The sequence below is a fragment of the Faecalicatena orotica genome (assembly GCF_905197545.1).
Taxonomy (GTDB): domain Bacteria; phylum Bacillota; class Clostridia; order Lachnospirales; family Lachnospiraceae; genus Faecalicatena_A; species Faecalicatena_A orotica.
The window spans coordinates 39098-62162 of record NZ_CAJJZH010000013.1 but is presented as its reverse complement, the minus strand read 5'-3'; the positions used below and the strand labels follow the sequence as shown (position 1 = coordinate 62162).

Here is a 23065-nt window from a genome sequence, read left to right as displayed (position 1 = left end):
GTTTTCATCTGTAAGCATATTATAATATTTTTCTTTGGAATATACCATACAATTAACGTTGATATAAATAGAACAATGGAAAATTACATGGTATAATGATGTCAATGACAAAAGGAATTTTATACACTTAAAATTTATGAAAGGGCAAAATGTAATCACATGAACATAAACTACAAGTTCAAGCCAAAGAAAATAACTAACATTCTATATTACAGTTTAATTTTATTAGGAGCGCTTTTAACGATTATACGCTGGATAAGCGCCTTCGACAGCCACATAGTTGTTATCAATGAAGAAATAAATTCCCATATTTCAAATTTATCATTAAGTTTGATAGTTTATCTGGCTATAGGCTTTACATGGACTTTACAGGGAATAAAATTTAAAAGGGTCGCCTTATTAGGAATAATAATTATTATAGCTAATATTTTATGTGAAACCGTTATGGGATTTATGAATACACCAGATATAGCCGATGCTGTGTATGGCGTTATTGGTACGGTCATTGCGTTTTGTTTTCTATCTGTATCTCAAAAATATGGCTTAAACGACATTCAAAAAACCGGTTAAGTTTTTAGTTATGGAAAAATAATATTTGTGGAGGATGATAATTTATGGCGTTAAGATTAGTAAAGGCAAGTGCTGAATATAAAAATTTAATTGTAAATATGTTGGAAGAATGGATTGATTATAATAATAACCATGTATCTGCCAATCATTCTCCTATGGCAATCTTCAAAAATGACTACCACGATTTTACATCTTATATTTCAAATTTAGATTATATAAAGGCTGAAGAAGGAAAAGTTCCTTCTTCCACATTTTTTTGTCTGGATGAAGAAAGAAATATTATGATTGGTGCCGTGAATATTCGCCACTATTTGAATGATTCTTTACTACAATTTGGAGGTCATATCGGTGATGGAATCCGGCCATCTGAAAGAAGTAAAGGATATGCCACAAAGATGATTGCTTTAGCATTGGAAGAATGCAAAGCACTTGGTATTCATAAGGTCCTGATGGTATGTGACAAAAATAATACTGGCTCTGCAAAGTCCATTCAAAACAATGGTGGAATTTTGGAAAATGAAATTCAAAATGAAGGAAAAACAGAACAAAGATATTGGATTGATATAGATTGATATAGTCACTCCAATGACATATTTGATATTGCAAAACATATACTAATGGATAAAAATGTACGGGTTTGTGCGTTCTCCCGCAATATTATTTCCCAAGGTGATACAAAGGTGGACATTTTCATCTTTGTGTATAATCTATAAATATGAATTTAGTGAGGTAAAAAAATCATGAAACATGAATGCAAAATAACAGTATTGGAAACAAAAGTTTTTTCGGATTATCAGAAGAAATATCTTGCTAATCCAAAATCAGGTCCTTGTCCTTGTTTTAAAGCGGGAGATACTTTTATATTAAAAAGAACACCTGAAAGAGATGACTTTTATCAATTAATGAATGGAGAGTTTTGCGGAGAAGCGTGGGATGCAATAAGCAGATATGTTTATACAGCATTACAAGGAGGTTCAATTATGCATAATTGGACAAATGACGAAAGAATGATGATCGCTTGCTGCAATGATGGGACAAGACCAGTCATATTTAAAATAGAAAGAATTGATATTCCAGAGAATGTGAAAGAACAAGAATGGTTAGATAAACAAAATTTTTCAAATACTGAAGAAAATGCTTACACTGGATAAATGACAGAATCACTGAGGGACCATTCAGTGATGAGGAAGTCCAAGAATGGCTCGATAGACAAATTTCCCGTTATCCAAAATGGAAATTTGGTTTATGGGCAGTCATTTTAAAGGAGACCGATGAAATGATCGGGCAATGCGGGCTTACAATGCAGCCCTGGAAGGATGAGGAGGTACTTGAAATAGGTTATCTTTTCGAGAGATTATATTGGCATAAAGGGTATGCCATCGAAGCGGCTAAGGCGTGTAAAAAGTATGCGTTTGAAGTATTAAGAGCAGAAGAAGTTTGCTCTATCATCAGAGATACAAATATAGCATCTCAAAACGTAGCCATAAGAAACGGGATGACAATGGCAGGCACATGGACAAAGCATTACAAGGGTGTAGATATGCCGCATTATCGTTATGTGGTTCAGCGCTGACATCAGGCATTAAAAATGGCTGATGAAAAACCAGTTGCCTTTAGCCAAATGAAAGTTGCGGGCGGAAATTATTTATATAGCCGGGAGGTTCTAAAACAATGTTTTTGCATAAAAAAACTGATTTTTATTCTTCAAATTTAAATGCTTACATTGCTCTGGCATCAGAAGGTGCACTGCATAATCTGCCTTTGATTTTTTGTGTTTTTGCTGAGAATTCCGATAATCACAAAGTGACCGCCGCAAACTTTCTATACGAATTTTTAAGTAAACTTTCTTTTGATGATATTTACAGAATTGATAAGCAAATGCGACAGACAACTTCAATGGAATGGAGCATCAACTGGAAGGAGTTAAACGTGGAAAGCTTTGTTACAAAACATATGTCAGAGGATGAAAAACGTGCAGTCTTTGTTTTTGCGTCTTTTCATCCAAACGGATATATCAGAGAACAGGCTATCTACGCTTTGGGTAAATATAAGGATGCCCTCCCCTTTATTCTTCTAAGGTGTAATGATTGGGTTTGTCAAGTGCGTCAGGCGGCATTTAATGTGTTTACCCAGATATTGGCATATTCCAGTGAAGAGGAAATTGTTCATGCGCTTCCCCTTATGGAAAAATTACGTAGGAGCACACGGTACGGGTATGATACTATTCTGCCGGTTGTAGTCAATCTCTTTCGGATCAACGGCCAATTGATAAAACGAGGGTTAAACAGTACTGATTTTAGGGCAAGAAAATTTTGTATATCAATCATTAATCATCTGGATAAAATAGATAACGACTACCTGATGGATTACATTTTTCATGAAAAAGACCCCTTTCTACGAAAAACGGTTTTTCAGATATTACTAAAAACAAATGCAGACAGCACCGAAATACTGGAGTTAAGCAAATGCTTTCTGAAGGATAAGTATCCGCCGAATCGCATCTTAGCATTACAGTACTTAATTGATAATCACTCCAATGACTTATTTGATATTGCAAAACATATGCTAATGGATAAAAATGCACAGGTTCGTGCGTTCTCCCGCAATCTTATTTCCCTGGGTGATACAAAGGTGGACATCCGCCAAATTTATTTGAATCACCTTTATGTAAATACATCAATTAGTATTTATGGACTGGGGGAAGTTGGATCTGCCGAAGACTGTGAACTTATTGAGAAGTATTTAGCAGATGACAGGGTTTCTGTTGTTCGTGCCGCAATGACGGCATTAATGCGGTTAAATACAGAAAAATATCTGGCTAATATAACAGATATGCTGGCCGCAGATAAATCTGGCATAGTCAAAACAGCAGCGATACTGCTCAAATTGAATAGAGAGTACGATTTTGAAAAAGTATCAGAAATCCTTAATAACTCATCAAATGAGAACACAAAAATAAAATGCGCCACGCTTCTGTTTTTGAGCGGTAAATGGCAATCGCTGATTTATACTCTTATGCTCCTTGGCAGTGGCTGTGAGAAATTAGAAAATCTATGTCAAACACAAATCAGCAGATGGATATTTACATATAACCGTTCCTACGCTGTTCTCTCTAAAAATGATAAACAAACAATTATTGAATTACTACAGGAAAAGGCAAAGTACCTAAAGCCCGAAGCGAAGAAACAAATTATGTTTTTGGCTAAATAATGATGTGATTTTATGGGGGAGTCCACTGATGGAACAATATTTAAAAGAAACCTCTTTGTTAAACTTTTCTGCCGAAAATATTCAGAAATTAATAAGGGACAGGCAATGGGAAAATATAGATGAGTACAATCGCATAAAGAAGATATACAATTTTGTTCGTGATGAAATCCTATTTGGTTACAATATAGATGATCATATCCCCGCGTCAAAAGTGTTGTCTGATGGGTATGGGCAATGTAATACAAAGGGAACATTATTTATGGCCCTGCTCCGCGGAGTTCATATTCCATGTCGTATGCATGGATTTACAATTGATAAGAAATTGCAAAAAGGGGCAATGACAGGCCTTGTATACAAAAACGCTCCCAAAAATATTTTACACAGCTGGGTCGAGGTATATTTGGATGGGATATGGTATGAATTAGAGGCATTTATATTAGACAAAAAATATCTTTCACAATTACAACGTATAAACTCAATATGCTCAGGTGCCTTTTGCGGGTATGGTGTTGCTGTAAAGGATTTTCATAATCCTGTAATTGATTTTGATCGAAACGATACCTATATTCAGAGCGAGGGCATTAACCATGACTTCGGAATTTATGATTGTCCGGATGAGTTACTAAAAGATCATAATCAAGAACTGTCAGTACTTAAAGGCTTCTTGTATAGAAATTTGGGAAGGCATTTAATGAATAACAATATCAGAAAAATAAGAAATGCTGAATAACAACTTGAATGTTTGTGACCGATTGTCTAAACTTGAGGAAGGGATTCAATGATTATTCAAATGAACGGTAGGAGGGATTTTATGTTTAAGATGTTTAAAAATTCTTTTTGGGTGCCCTATGAAAATGGCGGTATTTATCCGACTGTTGCAAAAGCGCAACAGGCAATTTCTAAATACTGTGAGGAAAATGGATACTCCTATTCTTTTAATGGTGATGATGAAGTTATAATAAATGAGAAAACATATGAAATATATCGAGGATACGAGAATGGGAGCCGGGGAAGTTATGGAATTAAGTGCAGAGAAAGATAATTAAATGATAATTCACAGTTTGTCCAGAAAACTTAGAAGTTGTAGAGGAGGGTTCATAATGAAAAAAATTGGATTAGGCGTTGCAATACTACTTTTTGCAATTGTAATTTCCTTTTCTTCATCGGGTATGGGATTGCTTGCTATCGGAATAGGTGTCGTTGGATTAATTTTTTCAATCATTGGATTTATAGAACATCAGTAAAATAACTTACAGTTTGTGGTAAGGAAAATTTGAATATGGAGAGATAGCGTTTATAAACCCTCTGACGTTTTGACTAAGTTAAAGGATTGTATCCATAAATTAAAGGAGAGTAGTTATGGAAGTGAGAATAAATACACTATCACCAGAACTGTTTCTGGATTTATACACGTCAGTTGGATGGGAAGCGCCATGTATTGGACAAGTCGAAAAGGCTTTGAGCAATACTATTGCAACATTTACAGCTTATGATAAAAAACAGCCGATAGGAATGGTGCGGTTGATTGGAGATGGGGGTATGTCATTTTATATCAAAGATTTTGTTGTAATACCAGACTATCAGGCAATGGGAGTAGGAACGTTGCTAATAGAATGTTTAGAAAATTATATAAGAGAAAATATCAATCCTGATTGGGCTGTCAGTTTAGAATTGATTAGTACGAAAGATGCACTCTTGTTTTATAAGAAAAAGGGATTTGAAGAAAGACCTTGTGAATGGGATGGTCCGGGAATGTTCAAAATGATTTTATAAATCCCAGTTAGATTTGATGATATCGGCATCGGCATTGAAAATTATTACAGATAGCTTTCCGCACAAAAAGGAAAGCTGCTGACCGGCGCAGTCATATGAGCCCCGGACAACAGCAGCTTTCTTTTTTATGCTTTTATTTCCTCTTTTCTGAACACCCGTGAAAATAAGAATCCCCCGAAGATCCCCCCATTTAATATCAAAGCCGGAACCAGCATCGCCCAGCTGACCGACTGGTCCTGAATGACTGATGCACTGTAGCTCCCAGATATAACCGGAACAAGATTATTATTCAAAAAATGTAAAATAACAGGGACCCATATATTTTCAGTCTTCATATATGCATATGCGAAGAATATTCCCAGAGTGATGCAGGTGATCTGCTGTCCTGCCATACTGATTATTCCATCAGCAGGATTCGTATAGTAAAAGAAGTTCACCGGCATATGCCATAATCCCCATACAACGCCCAGAAGCAGCACACCGGCACGCTTTCCGAATCTTTTTTCCAGAAGCGGCTGCAAATAATATCTCCAGCCATATTCTTCTCCGAAAAAAGCGATAAACGCGAAGAAAAAGTTAACCAGAATGCTGATCAGCATTACCCATGTAAGAGGGTTTACTGCAATCTCACCCAGCATCCACAGCTGTCCTGATACCCCATAGGATATCGCCGTCCGCAGAATATAAAGCACTACAAAAAGCAGGATGCAGAATACAGACAGTTTTGCATTTTTACCTCTTAAACCATACCGTGAACGGCGCTCTTTTTTATCCGTCAGAAGCAGGATACCGCATACAATACTGCCGCCTATAAGGATAAACTGGCAGATGAGTAACCAGTTTCCCCCGATCCCAGTCACACTGCATATAGCACACAGGATCATCAGGGCAGTCGCGATCAGATAAGAGACAAAAAATCTGCGCGGCATATTACTGTCAGTTTTTCTTGTGATGAGATATGCCAGCATGACGCCTGCTGCCGGATAAAGCATCTGTGCATTCGGAAAAACACTGACATCCTTTCCGGCCGAGTAACTATACCCCATAAGCACACCCAGCAGATAAGTGATACCATATGCGATAATCACAAATATCAGAAGCTGCTTCTTTTCTATTTTTGTCAGTTTCATATTGTATCCGTCCCCTCTATTTAATCAAAAACTGTACAAGCTTCATATCCTCGTCAAAACCAATGGTAAACTGGATCTTCCCGTCTTCATATGTCCCTACCATGACAGCCCCGCCGTACTCGGCACCCGTCTTTTTATCCTTGCTTCCCATAACTACGGTCTTGCTGATCTCCTTAAACTCACCACATTTGTCTAAAAAGGGATCACACTGCTCTTTATATTCTTCATAGGTCAGTAAATCTTTGAACTCCTGTGTTCCCATGTCACATATTCCTTCATAATCACGGTCATTAAACAGCTCAATAGCCTTCATCGCCTCACTCTTTACCGTTTCCTCATCAAACTTATCCGACAGCTCTGTACCGGCACTCTGGCAGCCTGTCAGCGCTGCTGTCAAAAACATTGCCGCCGCGAGGATACTCAAAATCTTTGTCATCCTTCTCATTTTACACTTCTTTTTCATCACACATCACTCCTTTTGTCTGTTCTTATTTGCTTTGTTACAAAACTAACTGCTTCTGGCAAACAGCAGTGTTACGGAAAACATCTGTCCATCCGTCTGTATCTGCATCTCTCCCTGATATTTTTCCACTGCTTTTTTTACATTCTGCAGCCCGATTCCTTCGTGTCCTGACTTTGCAGATTTTCCTTCCTGATAGGGCACGTACAGCGGGTTGCTGATCTTCACAATGGTGAAATCCTGAATTTCCTCTCCGCGGATTTTCAGCCGGAAGTCATCGTGCCCCCGCCCGGCTTCCACGGCATTTTCCAACAGGTTGGCGAAAATGGTTGTGATATCAATATCGGCTATAAACTCCAGTCCGATTCCTCCCAGATTGCAGTCCACCCGGTCCTGGGGAATTCCTTTTAGCTTATCATTCAATATAATATTAAGCATCCTGTTCTCTGTATAGAACTTCATGCCCATTGAATTCAGCATGGTATGGACGTCATCGATATATTCCCGGTCTTCTATTTTATACTTCTGCTCAATAGCATTAAGATGATTTCGTATATCATGAATAATAGTCCTGGATTTATCATAGTTTTTTTCCATCTCCTTATAATACTGCAGTGTCAGCTCCCTCTGCTGCTCCATCAGTTCCACCGTATGCCTCAATTCCTTATTCTTTGCCACATCATACCAGAAATACAGGCAGTACAGGTTCATCACGATTAAAAGCAGACCAAACACAAGGCACCAGTAGTAGCCATATCTGACAAAGAAAACATCTCCTGCAATCAGATACATAAATATCAATATCGCGCTGAACATCGGAACAATAACCATTCCTTTTATTTTCAGATGCGGTGCATCCTGAAATCCTTTACGAATCACATATCTTAAGATCAATGTCATGCCGATCAGCAGGATACACCTTAATGTCTCAAGCATTAAAATATACGTCTGTAATTCCACCTGAAGAATGGAAAAGATGTCTGCCGCTATCATCAATGCCATATACTGTGCCAGCATCAGAAATGCATGGTACATAATCTGGCATACCATCCCCATTTTACTGTGGAAGTAAAGCAAATAACCTGTCAGAACATTCCATACTGCAAGAACCAGAATAGTCAAAAGATCATTTCCCAGCATTGGAAGGAACAGCGCCAGTGCACCGTATATAATCCAGGCAGCCGCCTTTTTCCATCTCTTCTCCTCTATCCCTCCCGGAATCGCACGGGTCACACTCATAACACAGCCAATCAGTACAGCCATATCAATGATTTGGATAAAGAATAAAACCACTGTATTCATTCCCTTTTTCCCTCCAATCTCCCTGCAAGATAATTCAGAAGTTCCTGTTTCCAGACTTTCTGCTTTTTCTGGGCCAGAGGGATTTCCATTCCGTTATCCAGCAGAATCCTCCCCGTCAGAACATTTTTTACATGAAGCATATTCACGACAAAACTCTGGTGGGGCATGGAAAAACCAAATGGTTCCATCCGCTCTGCAACACTGCCGATTTTCTCCTGCATCGTATATCTGCCGTTCTCCGTAACAATCTGCACTTTCCGGCTCAGATATTCAAAATAATAAATTTCTTCCACAGGAAGGCACAGAAGCCCCTGTCCAGTCTGGAAATCCAGTACTTCTCCCTTCGAAGTGTGAAGGTAATCAAATATATCTTTTAAAACCTGACTGATTTCCTGCCTGTTAACCGGCTTTATCAGATACTGGAACGCATGGACCCTGAATGCGCCTGCCACATAATCCCGGTAAGCCGTCAGATACACAATCTTAACGGATTTGTCCATTTCCCTGATACGCATTCCCGTCTCAATCCCATTCATCCCGTTCATATCAATATCCAGAAATACCGCCTGACACGGCTGGTAATTCTCAAGCAGTTCCTCTCCTGACGTGAAACACTCTGTCATCAGCGCAGGATTACACTCCCGTATGATAGAAGCCACCAGTTCTGCCGTCTTTTTATCATCATCGCATACTGCGACTCTGTACATATGTTTTCTCCCTTTCCTTTGTTGATTGTTATTGAGCGTGTTTGATAAATCATGTATACGGCTGATTGTCACAATTCGGGAGATATTTGAGCCAAATTTTTGAGGCGTAGTGGTTCTACGTTGATAAAATTTGGCTCAAATAGGTCCTGAAGTGGGGCGGTCAGACGTGTACAATGAATTATCAGACACGCTCTAGTGTAACATAGTCTGTCAAATTGTAAATATGTACTGCATGATTGACAAAAACAATGTATCAAACGACCAACAGACTAAAAAAGGACGGCAGTATCTGCAAATCATACAAATACTGCCGCCCTTCTTATCTTCCTCTTACAAGGAGCAATGACTCCGTCCCTCTGTTGTTATTTTACCTTTTTCCTCCATGCTGCCGCAAATGTGATTCCAGCCAGGGCAAGTACGGCCATGACTGCCGGTACAACAGGTGATGCACCGTCTCCGGTTTTTACGCTTGTACTTGTTGTTCCGGTCTTTACAGGTGTTTTTCCAGCCGGGGAATTTCCGTCTGAACTCTGGTCCTTATTTCCACTGCCGTTCCCCGTACTGCCGCTGTTGCTTCCATTATTATTTCCGTTGCCGCCCGGTTCCTGATTGTCATTGCCGTCGCCGGACCCTCCGTCTTTCTTTACAAGCTTCTCCATCGCCTGTGCCAGTTCTGCTGACGTCTTATCCACTGCACTCTGGTCGGAAACATTCTCATCTGAGTTAATTTTCTTTGCATTCTCGAAAGCAGCAGTAAACGCCGATGCGCTTTCCTTTGTATACTCCTCCGTCTTAATCATGGAAGCCTTTGCAAGCTGGATGAGTAATTCTGTCTTGTCGGCCCTGTTTACTACTTTCCCCAGTAATGTTTCTAAACCAGATATTGCTGCCTTTAAAGCCTCTTCATCTGCCTGGCCGGAATCTGCAAGCTGCTTTGCCTCATCTCTTAACTCCTGAAGGCCTGAGATGCTGTCCGGTGTATATTTCGCCTGCTCCATAAGAACTGCATCCGCTTTTGCTATTGTGCTGTACAGCTGCGCCAGCAGTTGTGACAGCTGTTCCTCAGACTTTTCCTGCAGCCCGGCCGCTGCCGTACTCAGGTTATCAAGTGCTGTATTAACTCTGTCCGCATCTGCCGATGCTGTTTTACTTCCTCCTTCAATGTCTGCCGGCACGGCCTCTGGTTCTGCTTCGTTTTGCTCTGCCTCGCTGAGTTCCTGTAAAAGTGCTTCGCCTTCTTCGACAGCTGTTTCAAATATCGCCCAGCTGTTCTGTGTATATCTGCCTGAATTCAGGACTTCGGCGGACTGTATGGCCTGTGTAAGCCCTGCTATATTTGCAGTTCCCGGATTCAGATTTCCTACGGCTTTCAGCACCTCGATTGCACCTGCTGCCATTTCATGTTCTTTGGCCATGCCGCTGTCCAGTATCTGCTGTACCTTTGCGATTGCCTCATCCAGCTGTGCGGCTGCCTCCTCTGTGGCGTTTGTACGGTCAGCCTCTGCTGCGGCTGCCAGAATGTCTTCCGCATATTTCTTTACTGCCGCGGGCTTTAGTTCTTCTTTCCTGCTCATCAACTCATCATATGCCTTATTGACTGCTGTCTGGTCTGCATCTTTATCTGTTAGGATTTCTTCCGCCCTGGTACGCGCCGCATCAAATGCCGCATAACTTTCTTCCGTATAACCGTCACCTGTAATATCCTTTACTTCATCAAATAAGTCCTGCAGTGCCGATTTGTCAGCCTGTGGTACTTCTTCCTTTTTCACAAGGCCGTCAACTGCATCGTTCAGCTGTTTAGTTACAGAATCAATCTCATCCTGAAGAGATTCGTCTGTAATCAGCATTGCATTCTGCAGCGCCTCCATCAGCTTTGCAACGCTCTCTTCTGTATATGTCTCCAGTTCATCGTTTCCGATTGACAGCACTCTGAGCATTGCTTCTTCAAATTTGCTGTGATCTCCTGCTTTTACCCGGATCTCATAGCTCTTTGTTTCGACATTGCCGGAACGGTCTTCTGCTTTATAAAGCAGCTTATATGTACCTGCCTTTTCTAATTTCACAGTCTTTGCTTCCGTCTTTCCATTCTCCCCGGTCAGTGCGGCAAGTTCGCTTCCGTCCGGTGCCGTCAGGACGGTCTTTAACGTAACAATTGTACTGTTATCCGCCGCCTGTGCCGCCGGTATCGTGTAATCCTTGTTCATTGTTCCGGTACCGGCCGGCTCGGATTCCAGCTGTATAACCGGTTTGATTGTATCAATCGTCTGAAGCTCCCTGTTTGCAAGCATGGAAACCTGTTTTGCCGTCAGGGCCTTGCTGTACATACGTGCCGTAGAAATTGCGCCGGTCATTGGTGACTGAACACTGCCGTTAGAACCGGAATCTCCGCCGATTACATAATATTGTGAACTCTTGGCCGGTGTCTTCACCTTGCCTGTTGCTTCTCTCGAGGCAATCTTAACGCCGTTTACATAAAGTGTTACTTTACTACCGTCATAAGTGATGACTCCATGATTCCACTCACCGTATTTTAAAGCACCTGCCGCCGTCGGTTTCTGATAGGAGCCCCCGACATGTACCCATGCCTCCAGGCTTGCCGATTCATCGTCATAAGCAGGAATCTCAAAACCAATTCCTGCAGACTCCATATTGGCAAACAGGTCTACATAACTTCCGGAGAACTTGTCTACCTTAAACGTACTTTCAATTGTAAAGTCGTCATTTGTCTGATCATACTGCTCGGCTGACCAGTCTGTCAGAAATGCTTCTTCAGCTTTTCCGGTAAATCTGGCCGTATATTTCCCTAGCTCCTCGTCCATAGCTATATTACTGCCGTCACTTCCATAGAACGTATTGCCTGACACAGAATGATCTGAAATGGCTCCGTCTGAGAAATCTACATCCAGAAGGTCTGCTTTCGGCACACCCTCGACCATGTCATCAAATCCCGGCTCGGAAGAAGATTCCCCGGTTGTCTTAAATGTCTGTGACAGATAGTTTTCACTCACCTTCTGGTAGGCATCAATCGCATAAATCCTTACCTCATAAGACATTCCGCCTTCCAGGTCCGGAGCCTTCTGCGTGATCTGCTCCGGCATAGGCTGCAGATAATATTCAGACCATGTTTTGAATGTCTTCACGACTTTCTGTGTCTCCGTATTGATAAAGTCATATCTGTAGGAATGCACGATATCCCCTACGTTATTCTCTGCCACTTCTGCCTGGTCAAATGTCAGTTTTGCAGAATTCTCCCCAACCTCACTGACCGTCAGCTGTGCATCGTCTGCAAAATAAGGTGCCTGTGCAGATTCCGCTCTTTCGTCTGTATAAGGCAGCGTTTCCGTCACATCAAACGTCCATGTCTGGGGAATCCACTTGTCTGCGAGAAAATCATAGTTTTTAATCGTAACCCTGCTGCCGTTCGCCTCCACAACAAGTCCCTGTGCAATCTGGCTTGCATTAGGCGGTACAGAGCCATAGATCATCCCGGATTCCATTTCCATATAGGACAAAGTTACCGTGTTTACTGCCGTATAGCCGCCGTCCTGCCAGATACTTGTTGGCATGTTATTTGGACTGTGAATATGTCCGGAGAATGTCACCGCATGCGGATGGTTTTTAAAAATCTCATCCAGCCCGCTTCCATACCATTCCGTGGAAACGTAAAATGTGTTTTTAATCGGATGGTGGAAAAATACAAAAATCGGTTTGTCCGGTGTGTCTGCCTCCGCCTGCGAAAGCTGCTCCTCAAGCCAGTCCAGCGTATAGGTATAATTTCCGCCTCCCTGCTTTGTACCTTTGCCTGTCTCTGCATCCAGTTCCCCGCTTCCCGGACTCAGCGTGATAAAATGATACCCATTCACAACCTGATGGTCATTCGGCTTATTTCCCGTTGTCTCGGTAAATGCATCAGCGCTGTTATTCTCATGGTTTCCCATTGACGCGATCAGAGGTATTGTCAGATTCTCTTCTTTGATCTGTTTCCATGCCGCATACTCGCTGGCAGCCCCGTTATCTGTCAGGTCTCCGGCTACTACCATACGGTCCATGCCGGATTCACTAAAAAACGAAAATGCCTTCGCAAGTCTGCTTTTCTCCGTCGCCTTATCCTGGCGTACATGTGTATCGGATACGACTCCGAAACTAACTTCTGCAGCCGGATCAGATACAGAATCTATATCCCCCTCCGGTGAAATAAAGCCATTGGCCTCCATCGGCTGGCTGTCACTGCCTGTTTCCTGAGTCCCTCCCATATCCTGGGTGTTCTCATATGCGGGCTGGGCCACATTTCCGGCGGCGCTTACCGCAAGCACTGACGGTGATGACATCACGCCTGCCACAGTAAGGAACAACGCCAGTAATTTGTTGATTGTCTTCCCTTTCATTGCATTTTCCTCTCCTTCTCATCTTGAAAGTTGTCCCGTCTTTTATGGACGGCCACCTCTCACAGGTTAACGAAAGCAAATAAGAGATAAATCATTACGGTGTTAACACTTGGTTAATGTTTTTACTGCCTAAATAAAATTTTTGTATATTTTTTTAACATTTCCTTTTCGCTTTATATAAAACAGATGCTGCCGCAGAGGTCAAAGGAACTGTCAGGATCACCGCTATCGTCCCTGACAATCCCTGTCCAATCTCAATCGCCAGAAAGTCTGAGCTGACAAGCTGATGGTACTTGATCCCGTATCCTGTCAGGACCAGCAGCGTGCTCAGGCCGCTTCCAGTAAACGCGAGAATGAGCGTATTGCTCATGGTCCCGATCATATCTTTGCCAATATTAAGCCCGGACCTGAATAATTCTCCGCGGCCAAGCTCCGGACTCACGGCGTGTACCTCATATAAAGCAGATGCAATCGACATCCCTACATCCATCACCGCTCCCAGAGAAGCAATCAGTACTCCCGCAAAAAGTACCTGTGAAATCTGAAGATGTGTGTTCTTTGAAATCAGGACCATAAATTCTGTCTCGTCAGTATTGTATCCGGAGATATGAAGCACTGCTGCAAAAACTGCAAATATAACCCCTACCAGAATCACGCCTGACGCCGTACCGCAGATTGCCGCCATCGTTTTCCTGCCGGTCCCGTTCAGCAGGACCAGTGCACATGCTGTTGTCATGACAACCGTAAGGACTGCCATTACAACCGGGGAGTGCCCCAGATAGATCATCGGTATCATCCACATCACAATCGTAAATAAAGTAAACCCGAGTCCCAGAAGCGCTCGGATGCCCTTTTTCCCGCCGATGAGGATCATGAAAAAGAAAAACACAAGAATGATCCCATATATAGCAGGCGATCTGTAATAATTATAAATGACAAAGTAAGGAGCCGTAGCCTCGGGTTCATCCTGTGAAACAATCACCCTTGTGCCCGGCTTTACATAGATATTATTTGCCGCCGTCAGGTAGTTCTCCGTCTCCACTGTCTCTCCCTTATATTTCCCGCTTAACAGCTTAATCTTTGCAGTCTGCATCCCCAGATATCTGTCCGGATTTGTCTCATCCACAGTCAGTTCATCATTGCCTGTCTCCGTCACAATCCCCTTTTCATATGTAATATTCGTATTATTATAATGCTCGTACTGATCCTGAATCCCCCTGTTCCATATAATAACAGCCACGGAAAAAATCAAAATCAGTACAACACTGGACAATTCTGCCCGGTGAGAATGAATCCAATGATTCTTTTCCTTACTCACTTCTCCTTTTAATTTTGCCATCTGTTTTTCCTCTTTTCTTATAAATATATCCTGTATCTCTTTGATGCTGACACGGGATATCCTCTATTATAAAAATGAAAGATTAAAAACAGATCAAATATGGATTAAATATTCTGCTTCTGCCACCCGTCTGTAATCCCCGGGCACAATCAGAATGGGCACCCGGAAAAGATATTCCCGGGTGCCCATTCTTTCTTATATAAAATTATGCAAGCCCTATTCTCCCAGAGCTCTGACTTCCTGATATTTCCTCAGATCTGTATACAGCTCTCCCTTATAAGGGTTCTTCTTTGTCTTTACGATCCGGTAAATCATATACGCAAATACAGCCACGTTAGCCAGCAGTGCCAACAGGCTCATTACGAATAAAAATGTGGTATTCGGAGCTGCGCCTGCCACCTGATAGATTCCTGCGTCTTTGAGCATGGTAATTCCGTCAGATGCCAGAATTCCTTCCTGAATTGCTGCATCCGCAATGGCCTTGCTGGATGTGGAATGGACGAGCCATCTGCTCGCATCCTGAAATGCAGGGAATGTCTGGGCAAACATGCACCACAGGGCAAGTGTATGTGCCCGATGCTGGAGCCATGCCCCTTTACCAATCGTAAATGCACATACCGTAGGTGCCAGCAGAAGTGCGAATCCGCAGTACCATGCATGGGTAGGCAGGCAGTTGTATGTATAGGCGAAGTTCCACAAATCATAAGCCACGATCCAGAACCACATCATATCCGGCCAGAGCATATCCCTGCTGTTGTCCTTCGCAGTTTTCTTGCGGATACAGATTCCGAACCATCCTGTAATCGTGATAATATTCAGGATTCCTGCAATCCCGTTCATGATATTCCATGAACCGCCGACATAATACTGGACCTGGTTGTTCATATATTCTACAACCGGAGTTGCATACTGGCTGATCTGGAAATCTCTGGAGCATGCTTCCAGAATATTAATTGCAAGAATCAGTGGCGGAAAACACAATGCAATCTTGTTATGCTGCAGTTTTTTGATATGGCGGATACACCAGAAACCGATACACCCTGCTGTAGACGAATATACTTTTGCAAGATGGAACCAGTCCATATAGGACGTATCTTTCAAAACGGTCAGCCACAGGACCGTCAGAACAACCGGCAGAACCACGAAACATCCGAATCCGACCCATTTAAAGCGGCGGCTTAATTCATTTGCCGCAAACAGTGACACAAACACACCAATCCATACGAGCCAGACTAATATATCCGGCACATTTTCTGTAAATACAAACATAATAACACTCCTCTTCTCCCATTCCTCTTAACAGGCAGCTATTTCCTTAATATTAAACTCATTCCCCGCTGACAGATATGTATTCTCACTCCCGCAGTACGGACATATCTTCTTATATTCCAGTGTTGAATATGTTTTCTGGCAGTCCTCACAAAGGGTAACCGCCGGAATCGTCTCAATTTCCAGCTCTGCCTCTTTTAATAAGTCCGATCTTACGCGGAAATACTTCCAGCAGTCGGTAAGATAATCGGGTATAACGCCGCTCACCTCACCGATTTCCAGCGTGACGGAAGCGACTTCCGTCAGCTTTTCTTCCCTGCCGATCTCCTCGATGGTTCGGACAACATGCGTGACAAGACCTAATTCATGCATATCTCATTCATCTTCTTCCTTATTTTTTATTACGCATTATCTTAATCTGACGCTTCGCTGCATAAGGCAGGATTGCCTTCATCTTGTCTTCGCTCTTCATCATTCTGCTTGCATCAGGCAGTTCCCTGCTTAGATGGATTGCATCAAATTCACATTTCGTTGTGCAGACACCGCATCCGATACAACGGTTTTCGTCCACCACTGTTGCGCCGCATCCGAGGCAGCGTGCCGTCTCCGCTTTCACCTGCTCCTCTGTAAATGTAAGACGTGTATCGCGGAATGTAGTCTTCGCATCGATACCGGACTGATGTCCCGGAACCTGTCTTGCAGAATTATCATAACTGTCTGAAGGGATATCCAGCTTCTTCTTATCCAGTTCCACAAATTCCCGTCTGTTGCGTCCGATCGTCAGACTCTGCCCTTCATGTACAAAACGGTGGATCGATACTGCCGCCTCTTTGCCCGCTGCAATCGCATCGATTGCAAACTTCGGTCCTGTATAGACATCGCCGCCGACAAAGATATCCGGCTCCGCAGTCTGGTACGTCAGGGAATCTGCCACTGCTCCGTTCCCGCGTCCCAGCTCCACTTTCGAGCCTTCCAGAAGATTTCCCCAGATAATGCTCTGGCCGATACTCATGAGAACATTTTCACATTCCACTGTCTTGAGTTCGTTTTCATCATACTGTGGGCAGAACCGTCCATCTGCATCGAAAACGGAAATACATTTCTTAAACACGATTCCTGTCACTTTTCCGTCCGCAGTCAGAATTTCTTTCGGTCCCCAGCCGTGGTTTACGGCAATGCCTTCACCCTCAGCCTCTTCCACTTCATCCGCTGCTGCCGGCATGGAATCCTTATCCTCCAGACAGTACATGGATACGTCTGAACTACCCGCACGCACGGCACTGCGTGCAACATCAACGGCCACATTTCCGCCGCCGACAACGATGGTACGCCCTGTCAGGCCTGTCGTCTCATCCGTATTGACCATATGGAGGAATTCTACTCCCGTCAGCACGCCCACTGCCTCTTCGCCAGGAACTCCTGCTTTTCTTCCCCCCTGGCATCCAATTGCAATATAAAATGCTTTATAATCCTGTGCACGGAGTTCTGCAAGTGTTACGTCTTTTCCAACTTCTACACCGCACTTAAACTCGACGCCCATCTCACGCAGGACTTCAATCTCTGCATCCACAACATCCTTCTCAAGCCTAAAGCCCGGAATTCCGTGCGTCAGCATTCCGCCTGGATGACGATGCTTTTCAAATACAGTGACCGGATACCCTTTTTGTGCAAGGAAGAAGGCACAGGACATTCCGGCCGGGCCGGCACCGATAACGGCTACCTTCTGCGGATACATCTTTCCGATCTGGTTGACCATCGGCGGGATGTAACGTGTCTCTGCATTCAGTTCCTGCATGGCAATGAATTTCTTCACTTCATCAATCGCCACTGCCTGATCAATTTCGCCCCTTGTACATGCCTGCTCACAGCGGCGGTTGCAGATACTTCCGCAGACTGCCGGGAACGGGTTTTCCTTCTTGATCAGTTTCAATGCATCCAGATATCTTCCCTGAGATGCCATCTTAATATATCCCTGCACCGCAATATGTGCCGGGCAGTTCGTCTTACACGGAGATGTTCCTGTATCATAACAGTTGATCTGGTTGTCGTCCCTGTAATTTTCATTCCACTTCTCCGGTCCCCATTTCACGGCATCCGGAAGCTCCTGCTTCGGATATACGACCGGGCCCTCCTTCGTACAAAGCTTTTGTCCCAGTTTGGCTGCGCCGGACGGACAGTATTCCACACACTGTCCGCATGCCACGCAGTTATCGGCATCCACTCGCGCGATATAAGCGGAACGGGACAAGTTTGGCGTGTTAAAAAGCTGTGAGGTGCGCAGAGCATAACAGGAACAGACACAGCAGTTGCAGATGGCAAAGATCTTATCTTCCCCGTCTATGTTGGTGATCTGGTGTACCAGCCCGTTGTCCTCTGCACGCTGAAGAATCTCCATCACTTCTGCTTCATCGATATACCTTCCCTTCCCTGTCTCGACGAGGTAATCCGCCATATCCCCTACACCAATGCACATATCGTCCTCAAGATGCCCGCAGCCTTCCCCCTGGATCCTGCGTGAACGGCGGCAGGAACAGGCACCCACTGCATATTTCCCTTTATACTTCTGTACCCAGTGGGATATATGTTCCACACTGACAGATTTCTGCTCCGTCGGAATCGCTTTTTCCACCGGAATCACGTGCATTCCTACCCCGGCCCCGCCAAGAGGCACCATCGGTGTGACTTTCTCCAGCGGAAGGCGTGACATTCTCTCGAAAAACCGTGCGATCTCCGGATGTTCTTCCACCTGTTCCTTATTCATGTTCATAAATTCCGCACAGCCCGGTACGAACATCGGAAGTATGTACTGCTTATGGTGGTCAGCATTCTCCCAGTTATATTCCAGAAGACCGATCACACTCATTTCCTGCAGAAGTTCTTCTGTCCGCTTCAGCGGTTTTTTACACTTCTTTGCGATCTCCTGCGCGCTGGCCGGTTTGCGTACCTTCATGGCCAGCGCCACTTCCGCCATCTCATCCGTAATTACACAGGCAAGCCCCCAGTATTCCGGATCATCCACAGTCACCTTGTGCCCGATACGGTCCGTAATCTTCTGCCCCAGCTTTAATATTAATTTTCTCTCTTCTGCCATCACTTTCACTCCTTCCCCCGGGTATATCCATACCCGGATTCAGACAGCCGTCTTTACGACTGCCAGCCTCTCACTTCTTCCTTCAGCCAGTTGGTCCATTCCTCTATCCCTTCCCCTGTGCGGGCACAAATTGGAATAATCTTTGCATTGGGATTCCTCATCAGAATGTTCTTCCGGCATTTTTCCATATCAAAGTCGAAATACGGGAGCACATCGATCTTGTTGATCAGCACCACATCACAGATGGAAAACATCAGGGGATACTTCAATGGCTTATCATCCCCTTCCGGCACACTCAGGATCATGGCATTCTTAACTGCCCCTGTATCAAACTCTGCCGGGCAGACAAGGTTTCCCACATTCTCCAGAATCGCCAGGTCAAGATCCCCGGTCTTTAGCCCTTCCAGTCCCTGACGCGTCATATCCGCATCCAGATGGCACATTCCCCCTGTATGAAGCTGGATTGCCCTCACACCAAGATTGGAAATCGTCTCTGCATCCACATCTGAATCGATATCCGCCTCCATCACGCCGATCTTCAGTTCGTCTTTCAGCTGTTCGATTGTCCTCGATAATGTCGTCGTCTTACCCGACCCCGGGGAAGACATCAGATTTAGCAGAAAGACTTTTTTCTCTTTCAGCTCGCCTCTTAATTCCTGTGCCCGTTTATCATTGTCTGCAAATACACTCTGCTTGATTTCCAGTACCCTGAATTCTCCCATCTCATTTCCTCCTTCATTCAGTAAATCTGGCTGTACCAGATAATGTTATCTTTTTAACATTATACTATGCCACGAAATACATGTCAATTTCAGCCTTTATTTTTGTGCACTATGCTGTTATTTCGGAACGTTTTTCGTGCATTTCCACCTTATGTTTTCAATGTGGTTTCTGGTATAACCACATCCACGATTCAGAAAATAGTTTATTTACGAAACGAATGCTTCATCTTTCTTCAATATAAAAAAACACATAACAAAATGCCCTTTCAGTAACAGAGCAATTTGTTATGTGGTTTTTGTGTCAGTCATTCTTTTATAATTATATCTGTCAAAGACTGTACAGTCAGGATATCATTATGTTGCTGTTTTCCCGTACGGTCCACCAGTATAGGCCATATTCCCGCCGCCTGTGCACCCAAAACATCTGAATCGTAAGAATCCCCGATGTGGACCGTCTCCTCCGCCCTGCATCCGCTTATCTGCAATGCCTTTTCGAAGACTTCCCGATGCGGCTTATATGCTCTTACCATATCTGCGGAAATAATCCCTGCCGGGGAAAGTCCTTTTTTCTTCATGCTTTCCTCGACATAGGGAACTCCATTATTCGTAATTACATAGACAGGAACTTCACATCTATTATAAAATCTTTCTGCGTCATCAAACAACGGTGCATTCACCCAGAATCCCCGGAACAGCTCATGCAGTTCATCCAGATTCTCCTTAAGGCCGTCCATCCTGCACAAATCTGCCAGCACCTTCTCGACGATCTCATCTTCGGTCAGATATGCTTCTTTGTAACTGCTTTCTTCATACTGCTTCATAAGCTCCCACCAGCGTCCTACAGCCTCTTTTGGGTCATGGATATTGCTGTTTCTGCAGATTCTCATAATGATCTCCTGCAGTTCATCCCCGCCTTCCTGTACCGTTGTACCTGTATAATCAATAAATACCGCTTTTACCATCTCTGCCGCGTCCCTTCAGTTCTCTAGTATTTTGCTTCTATTTAGCGTCCATTAATTATTATAAGTGTTTCCGGGAAGAGTTGCAACGGGTTTCTATGGACAGAGCTTTACAGCCCCGCCGGCTGTTTCAGCTTTTCCGTAAAATCATGCATCGCATCTGCAATCGCCAGCTGCTGTGGACAGACAGCCTCACAGCTCTTACAGCCGATACACTGGCCCGGCCTTTTCTCTTCATCAAGTGCATCTACTGCCATATGCGTAATCGCTCCATTAACAAATCTTGTTTCATTATAAAGTGACAGCAGTACCGGTATATCCAGCCCCTTGGGACAATGTGTCACGCAATAGCGGCATGCCGTACAAGGAAGAACATCCAGCATACTATCTGCCACTTCCATCAATGCCTTCATTTCCGTTTCATCAAGCGGCTTATCTTCCTCAAAGGTACGGACATTGTCTACCATCTGTTCCATGTCAGACATTCCTGACAGAGTTACTGCTACTCCTTTCACGCTCTGCAAAAATCGGAATGCCCATGCAGGAATGTCCTCTTCCGGACGGAGCGCTTTTAATTTTTTCTCGTTCTCTTCGGAAAGAGAGACTAGCTTTCCTCCCCGAAGCGGCTCCATTACCCATACCGGAATCTGATATTCACCCAGCAATTCCACCTTTGCTTTTGCATCCTGCAGCTTCCAGTCCAAATAATTCAGCTGGATCTGGCAGAATTCCATATGCCTTCCATATGTATCCAGAAAACGTTTGATCGTATCATAACGCCCATGTGCCGAAAACCCGAGATGTCTGATGCGACCGTTTTCTTTCTGCTTTAACAGATACTCCATAATCCCGTAATCAGGGTCCATATATGGATCAATATTTTTCTCATACACATTGTGAAACAGGTAAAAATCAAAATACTCTACGCCGCATCTTTCCAGCTGTTCCTCAAAAATCTCCTCTACTTTTCCCATATTGGAGAGATCATATCCGGGAAACTTATCCGCAAGATAATAGCTTTCCCTCGGGTATGAGGAAAGAACTTTTCCCATAACGACTTCTGATTTTCCATCGTGGTAACCATATGCAGTGTCAAAATAATTCACACCGTGTTCTATTGCATAAGCAGTCATTCTGGCCGTCTGTTCCTCATCAATCTGTCCGTCACCAGTAAGCGGCAGACGCATTGCCCCAAACCCTAATGCAGAAAGCTTTAAATCCTGAAAATCTCTGTATACCATGTTTTAGTCCCTCTTTCTTAAATCCTGTCCGATATGCTTCTTTTTTACTATAGACCTTTGAGTGAACTCCATGTCAATACTTTTTTGCAATTTCCTCTATTGCCCGGCCCCCTGTATCATCTGCACCACTGCTGCAGCCGTTTGCTCCTGCTGTTTCTCACGGCTGATCCCCGCCGCACCGTCGCCTTTTTGTTTCCCGTAGTTACCAAAGTAAGCATGGCATCCGCCCTCAATACACAACTCCGTATAACGATCCGGCATCCATTTAAGCCCCTCCTCATACTTCGTCATATTCAGGACGCCGTCTTCACTTCCGTATACGGACAGCACGGAAAAATCCTCCGACTTCAGGCTTTTCGTTGGGTATGCCGCCAAAAGGACCAGACCGTCCAGATCTTCCAGGTGTTTTGACGCATAAGATGCCGCCATAGCCCCTCCCAGAGAATGCCCTGCCAGATACAAGTGATCGTACTTGTATCCATCTAAAATGGAATCTGCTTTATTCTGCCCCATAATAGCAAGATTGCATGGCATTTTAATCAGGAAACAGTCTATCCCCTGCTCTGCCAGCTGATAAAGCAGCGGTACATATGCGGTGTATTCCACCTTTGCTCCCGGATAAAAAACAACAGCATCCTCAGTTCCCGGCCCGTCAAGGAATAGGCCTTCCTTTATCTCATTGACCTTCACATCCCCTTCTTTCTGCATGTATGTCTGTACACTGTCATCGCTATGGTAATAATCCCCCACATACCATGCACCCGCCCCGGCAAGCACAATTATAATAATCAGGGGAATCAAAATCTTTTTCTTCATACAGCACTCTCCAATTCTGTCTTATAATCTTATTCTTTCAATTATATGTCCTATTGTACCATTAATATCATAAAAAGGACTACCGTAAAAT

At 43.6% G+C, this 23065-nt stretch carries 21 protein-coding genes and 1 pseudogene; 9 read left to right on the top strand and 13 right to left on the bottom strand.

Annotated features, from left to right (window positions below; all coding sequences use genetic code 11):
* The first annotated feature begins 159 nt into the window (after positions 1-159).
* The 9 genes and pseudogenes from ABIN22_RS21030 to ABIN22_RS20990 all read left to right on the top strand — a co-directional run bounded on the left by ABIN22_RS21030 (position 160) and on the right by ABIN22_RS20990 (position 5553).
* The gene (locus tag ABIN22_RS21030) at positions 160-570 is read left to right on the top strand and encodes a hypothetical protein (RefSeq protein WP_118621757.1); all 411 of its coding nucleotides are present in this window, start codon (positions 160-162) and stop codon (positions 568-570) included.
* A gap of 44 nt (positions 571-614) precedes the next feature.
* The gene (locus ABIN22_RS21025) at positions 615-1142 is read left to right on the top strand and encodes a GNAT family N-acetyltransferase (RefSeq protein WP_346910998.1); all 528 of its coding nucleotides are present in this window, start codon (positions 615-617) and stop codon (positions 1140-1142) included.
* A 168-nt stretch (positions 1143-1310) separates the two neighbouring features.
* Positions 1311-1721 (top strand): TIGR04076 family protein, encoded by a 411-nt coding sequence (locus tag ABIN22_RS21020; RefSeq protein ID WP_346910996.1) that lies wholly within the window; start codon positions 1311-1313, stop codon positions 1719-1721.
* Positions 1722-1735: 14 nt separating this feature from the next.
* Positions 1736-2143 (top strand): annotated as a pseudogene (locus ABIN22_RS21015) (GNAT family N-acetyltransferase); the annotation flags it as partial.
* 98 nt (positions 2144-2241) lie between these two features.
* Entirely contained in the window at positions 2242-3780 is a 1539-nt protein-coding gene (locus ABIN22_RS21010; RefSeq protein WP_346910994.1) for a HEAT repeat domain-containing protein, read from the top strand.
* Positions 3781-3808: 28 nt separating this feature from the next.
* Entirely contained in the window at positions 3809-4510 is a 702-nt protein-coding gene (locus ABIN22_RS21005; RefSeq protein ID WP_118621749.1) for a transglutaminase-like domain-containing protein, read from the top strand.
* Between the two features lie 81 nt (positions 4511-4591).
* Positions 4592-4822, top strand: coding sequence for a DUF4318 domain-containing protein (locus ABIN22_RS21000; protein WP_346910992.1), 231 nt, complete (start codon positions 4592-4594; stop codon positions 4820-4822).
* Between the two features lie 58 nt (positions 4823-4880).
* Positions 4881-5024: a hypothetical protein gene (locus ABIN22_RS20995; RefSeq protein WP_346910990.1), complete on the top strand. Its 144-nt coding sequence runs from the start codon at positions 4881-4883 to the stop codon at positions 5022-5024.
* Positions 5025-5139: 115 nt separating this feature from the next.
* A complete protein-coding gene (locus ABIN22_RS20990; RefSeq protein WP_346910988.1) occupies positions 5140-5553 on the top strand; it encodes a GNAT family N-acetyltransferase in 414 nt (137 codons plus the stop codon).
* A gap of 125 nt (positions 5554-5678) precedes the next feature.
* On the opposite strand, the gene ABIN22_RS20985 is transcribed toward ABIN22_RS20990, so the two are convergent.
* The 13 genes from ABIN22_RS20985 to ABIN22_RS20925 form a co-directional block, all read right to left on the bottom strand.
* Positions 5679-6683, bottom strand: a complete 1005-nt coding sequence (locus ABIN22_RS20985) for a CPBP family intramembrane glutamic endopeptidase (protein ID WP_346910986.1) — start codon at positions 6681-6683, stop codon at positions 5679-5681.
* A gap of 16 nt (positions 6684-6699) precedes the next feature.
* The gene (locus ABIN22_RS20980; RefSeq protein ID WP_346910984.1) at positions 6700-7146 is read right to left on the bottom strand and encodes a DUF3887 domain-containing protein; all 447 of its coding nucleotides are present in this window, start codon (positions 7144-7146) and stop codon (positions 6700-6702) included.
* A 45-nt stretch (positions 7147-7191) separates the two neighbouring features.
* Positions 7192-8445 (bottom strand): sensor histidine kinase, encoded by a 1254-nt coding sequence (locus tag ABIN22_RS20975; RefSeq protein WP_118621746.1) that lies wholly within the window; start codon positions 8443-8445, stop codon positions 7192-7194.
* Positions 8442-9152, bottom strand: coding sequence for a LytR/AlgR family response regulator transcription factor (locus ABIN22_RS20970; protein ID WP_109733444.1), 711 nt, complete (start codon positions 9150-9152; stop codon positions 8442-8444). Before ABIN22_RS20970 ends, ABIN22_RS20975 begins: the two co-directional genes overlap by 4 nt.
* A gap of 362 nt (positions 9153-9514) precedes the next feature.
* Positions 9515-13537, bottom strand: coding sequence for a LamG-like jellyroll fold domain-containing protein (locus ABIN22_RS20965; protein WP_346910981.1), 4023 nt, complete (start codon positions 13535-13537; stop codon positions 9515-9517).
* A gap of 154 nt (positions 13538-13691) precedes the next feature.
* Positions 13692-14876 carry a YibE/F family protein gene (locus ABIN22_RS20960; protein ID WP_346910979.1) on the bottom strand — a complete coding sequence of 395 codons (1185 nt, stop codon included), beginning with the start codon at positions 14874-14876 and terminating at the stop codon, positions 13692-13694.
* A 216-nt stretch (positions 14877-15092) separates the two neighbouring features.
* Entirely contained in the window at positions 15093-16145 is a 1053-nt protein-coding gene (locus ABIN22_RS20955; protein WP_109733441.1) for a DUF5692 family protein, read from the bottom strand.
* Between the two features lie 27 nt (positions 16146-16172).
* Positions 16173-16517 carry a hydrogenase maturation nickel metallochaperone HypA gene (locus ABIN22_RS20950; RefSeq protein WP_109733440.1) on the bottom strand — a complete coding sequence of 115 codons (345 nt, stop codon included), beginning with the start codon at positions 16515-16517 and terminating at the stop codon, positions 16173-16175.
* Positions 16518-16536: 19 nt separating this feature from the next.
* The gene (locus ABIN22_RS20945; protein ID WP_346910976.1) at positions 16537-19236 is read right to left on the bottom strand and encodes an FAD-dependent oxidoreductase; all 2700 of its coding nucleotides are present in this window, start codon (positions 19234-19236) and stop codon (positions 16537-16539) included.
* Between the two features lie 53 nt (positions 19237-19289).
* Positions 19290-19958 (bottom strand): hydrogenase nickel incorporation protein HypB, encoded by a 669-nt coding sequence (gene hypB / locus ABIN22_RS20940; protein WP_346910974.1) that lies wholly within the window; start codon positions 19956-19958, stop codon positions 19290-19292.
* A gap of 305 nt (positions 19959-20263) precedes the next feature.
* Positions 20264-20920: an HAD family hydrolase gene (locus tag ABIN22_RS20935; protein WP_346910972.1), complete on the bottom strand. Its 657-nt coding sequence runs from the start codon at positions 20918-20920 to the stop codon at positions 20264-20266.
* A gap of 107 nt (positions 20921-21027) precedes the next feature.
* Entirely contained in the window at positions 21028-22158 is a 1131-nt protein-coding gene (locus tag ABIN22_RS20930) for an aldo/keto reductase (protein ID WP_346910970.1), read from the bottom strand.
* 96 nt (positions 22159-22254) lie between these two features.
* Positions 22255-22974 carry an alpha/beta fold hydrolase gene (locus ABIN22_RS20925; protein WP_346910968.1) on the bottom strand — a complete coding sequence of 240 codons (720 nt, stop codon included), beginning with the start codon at positions 22972-22974 and terminating at the stop codon, positions 22255-22257.
* Positions 22975-23065 lie beyond the last annotated feature (91 nt).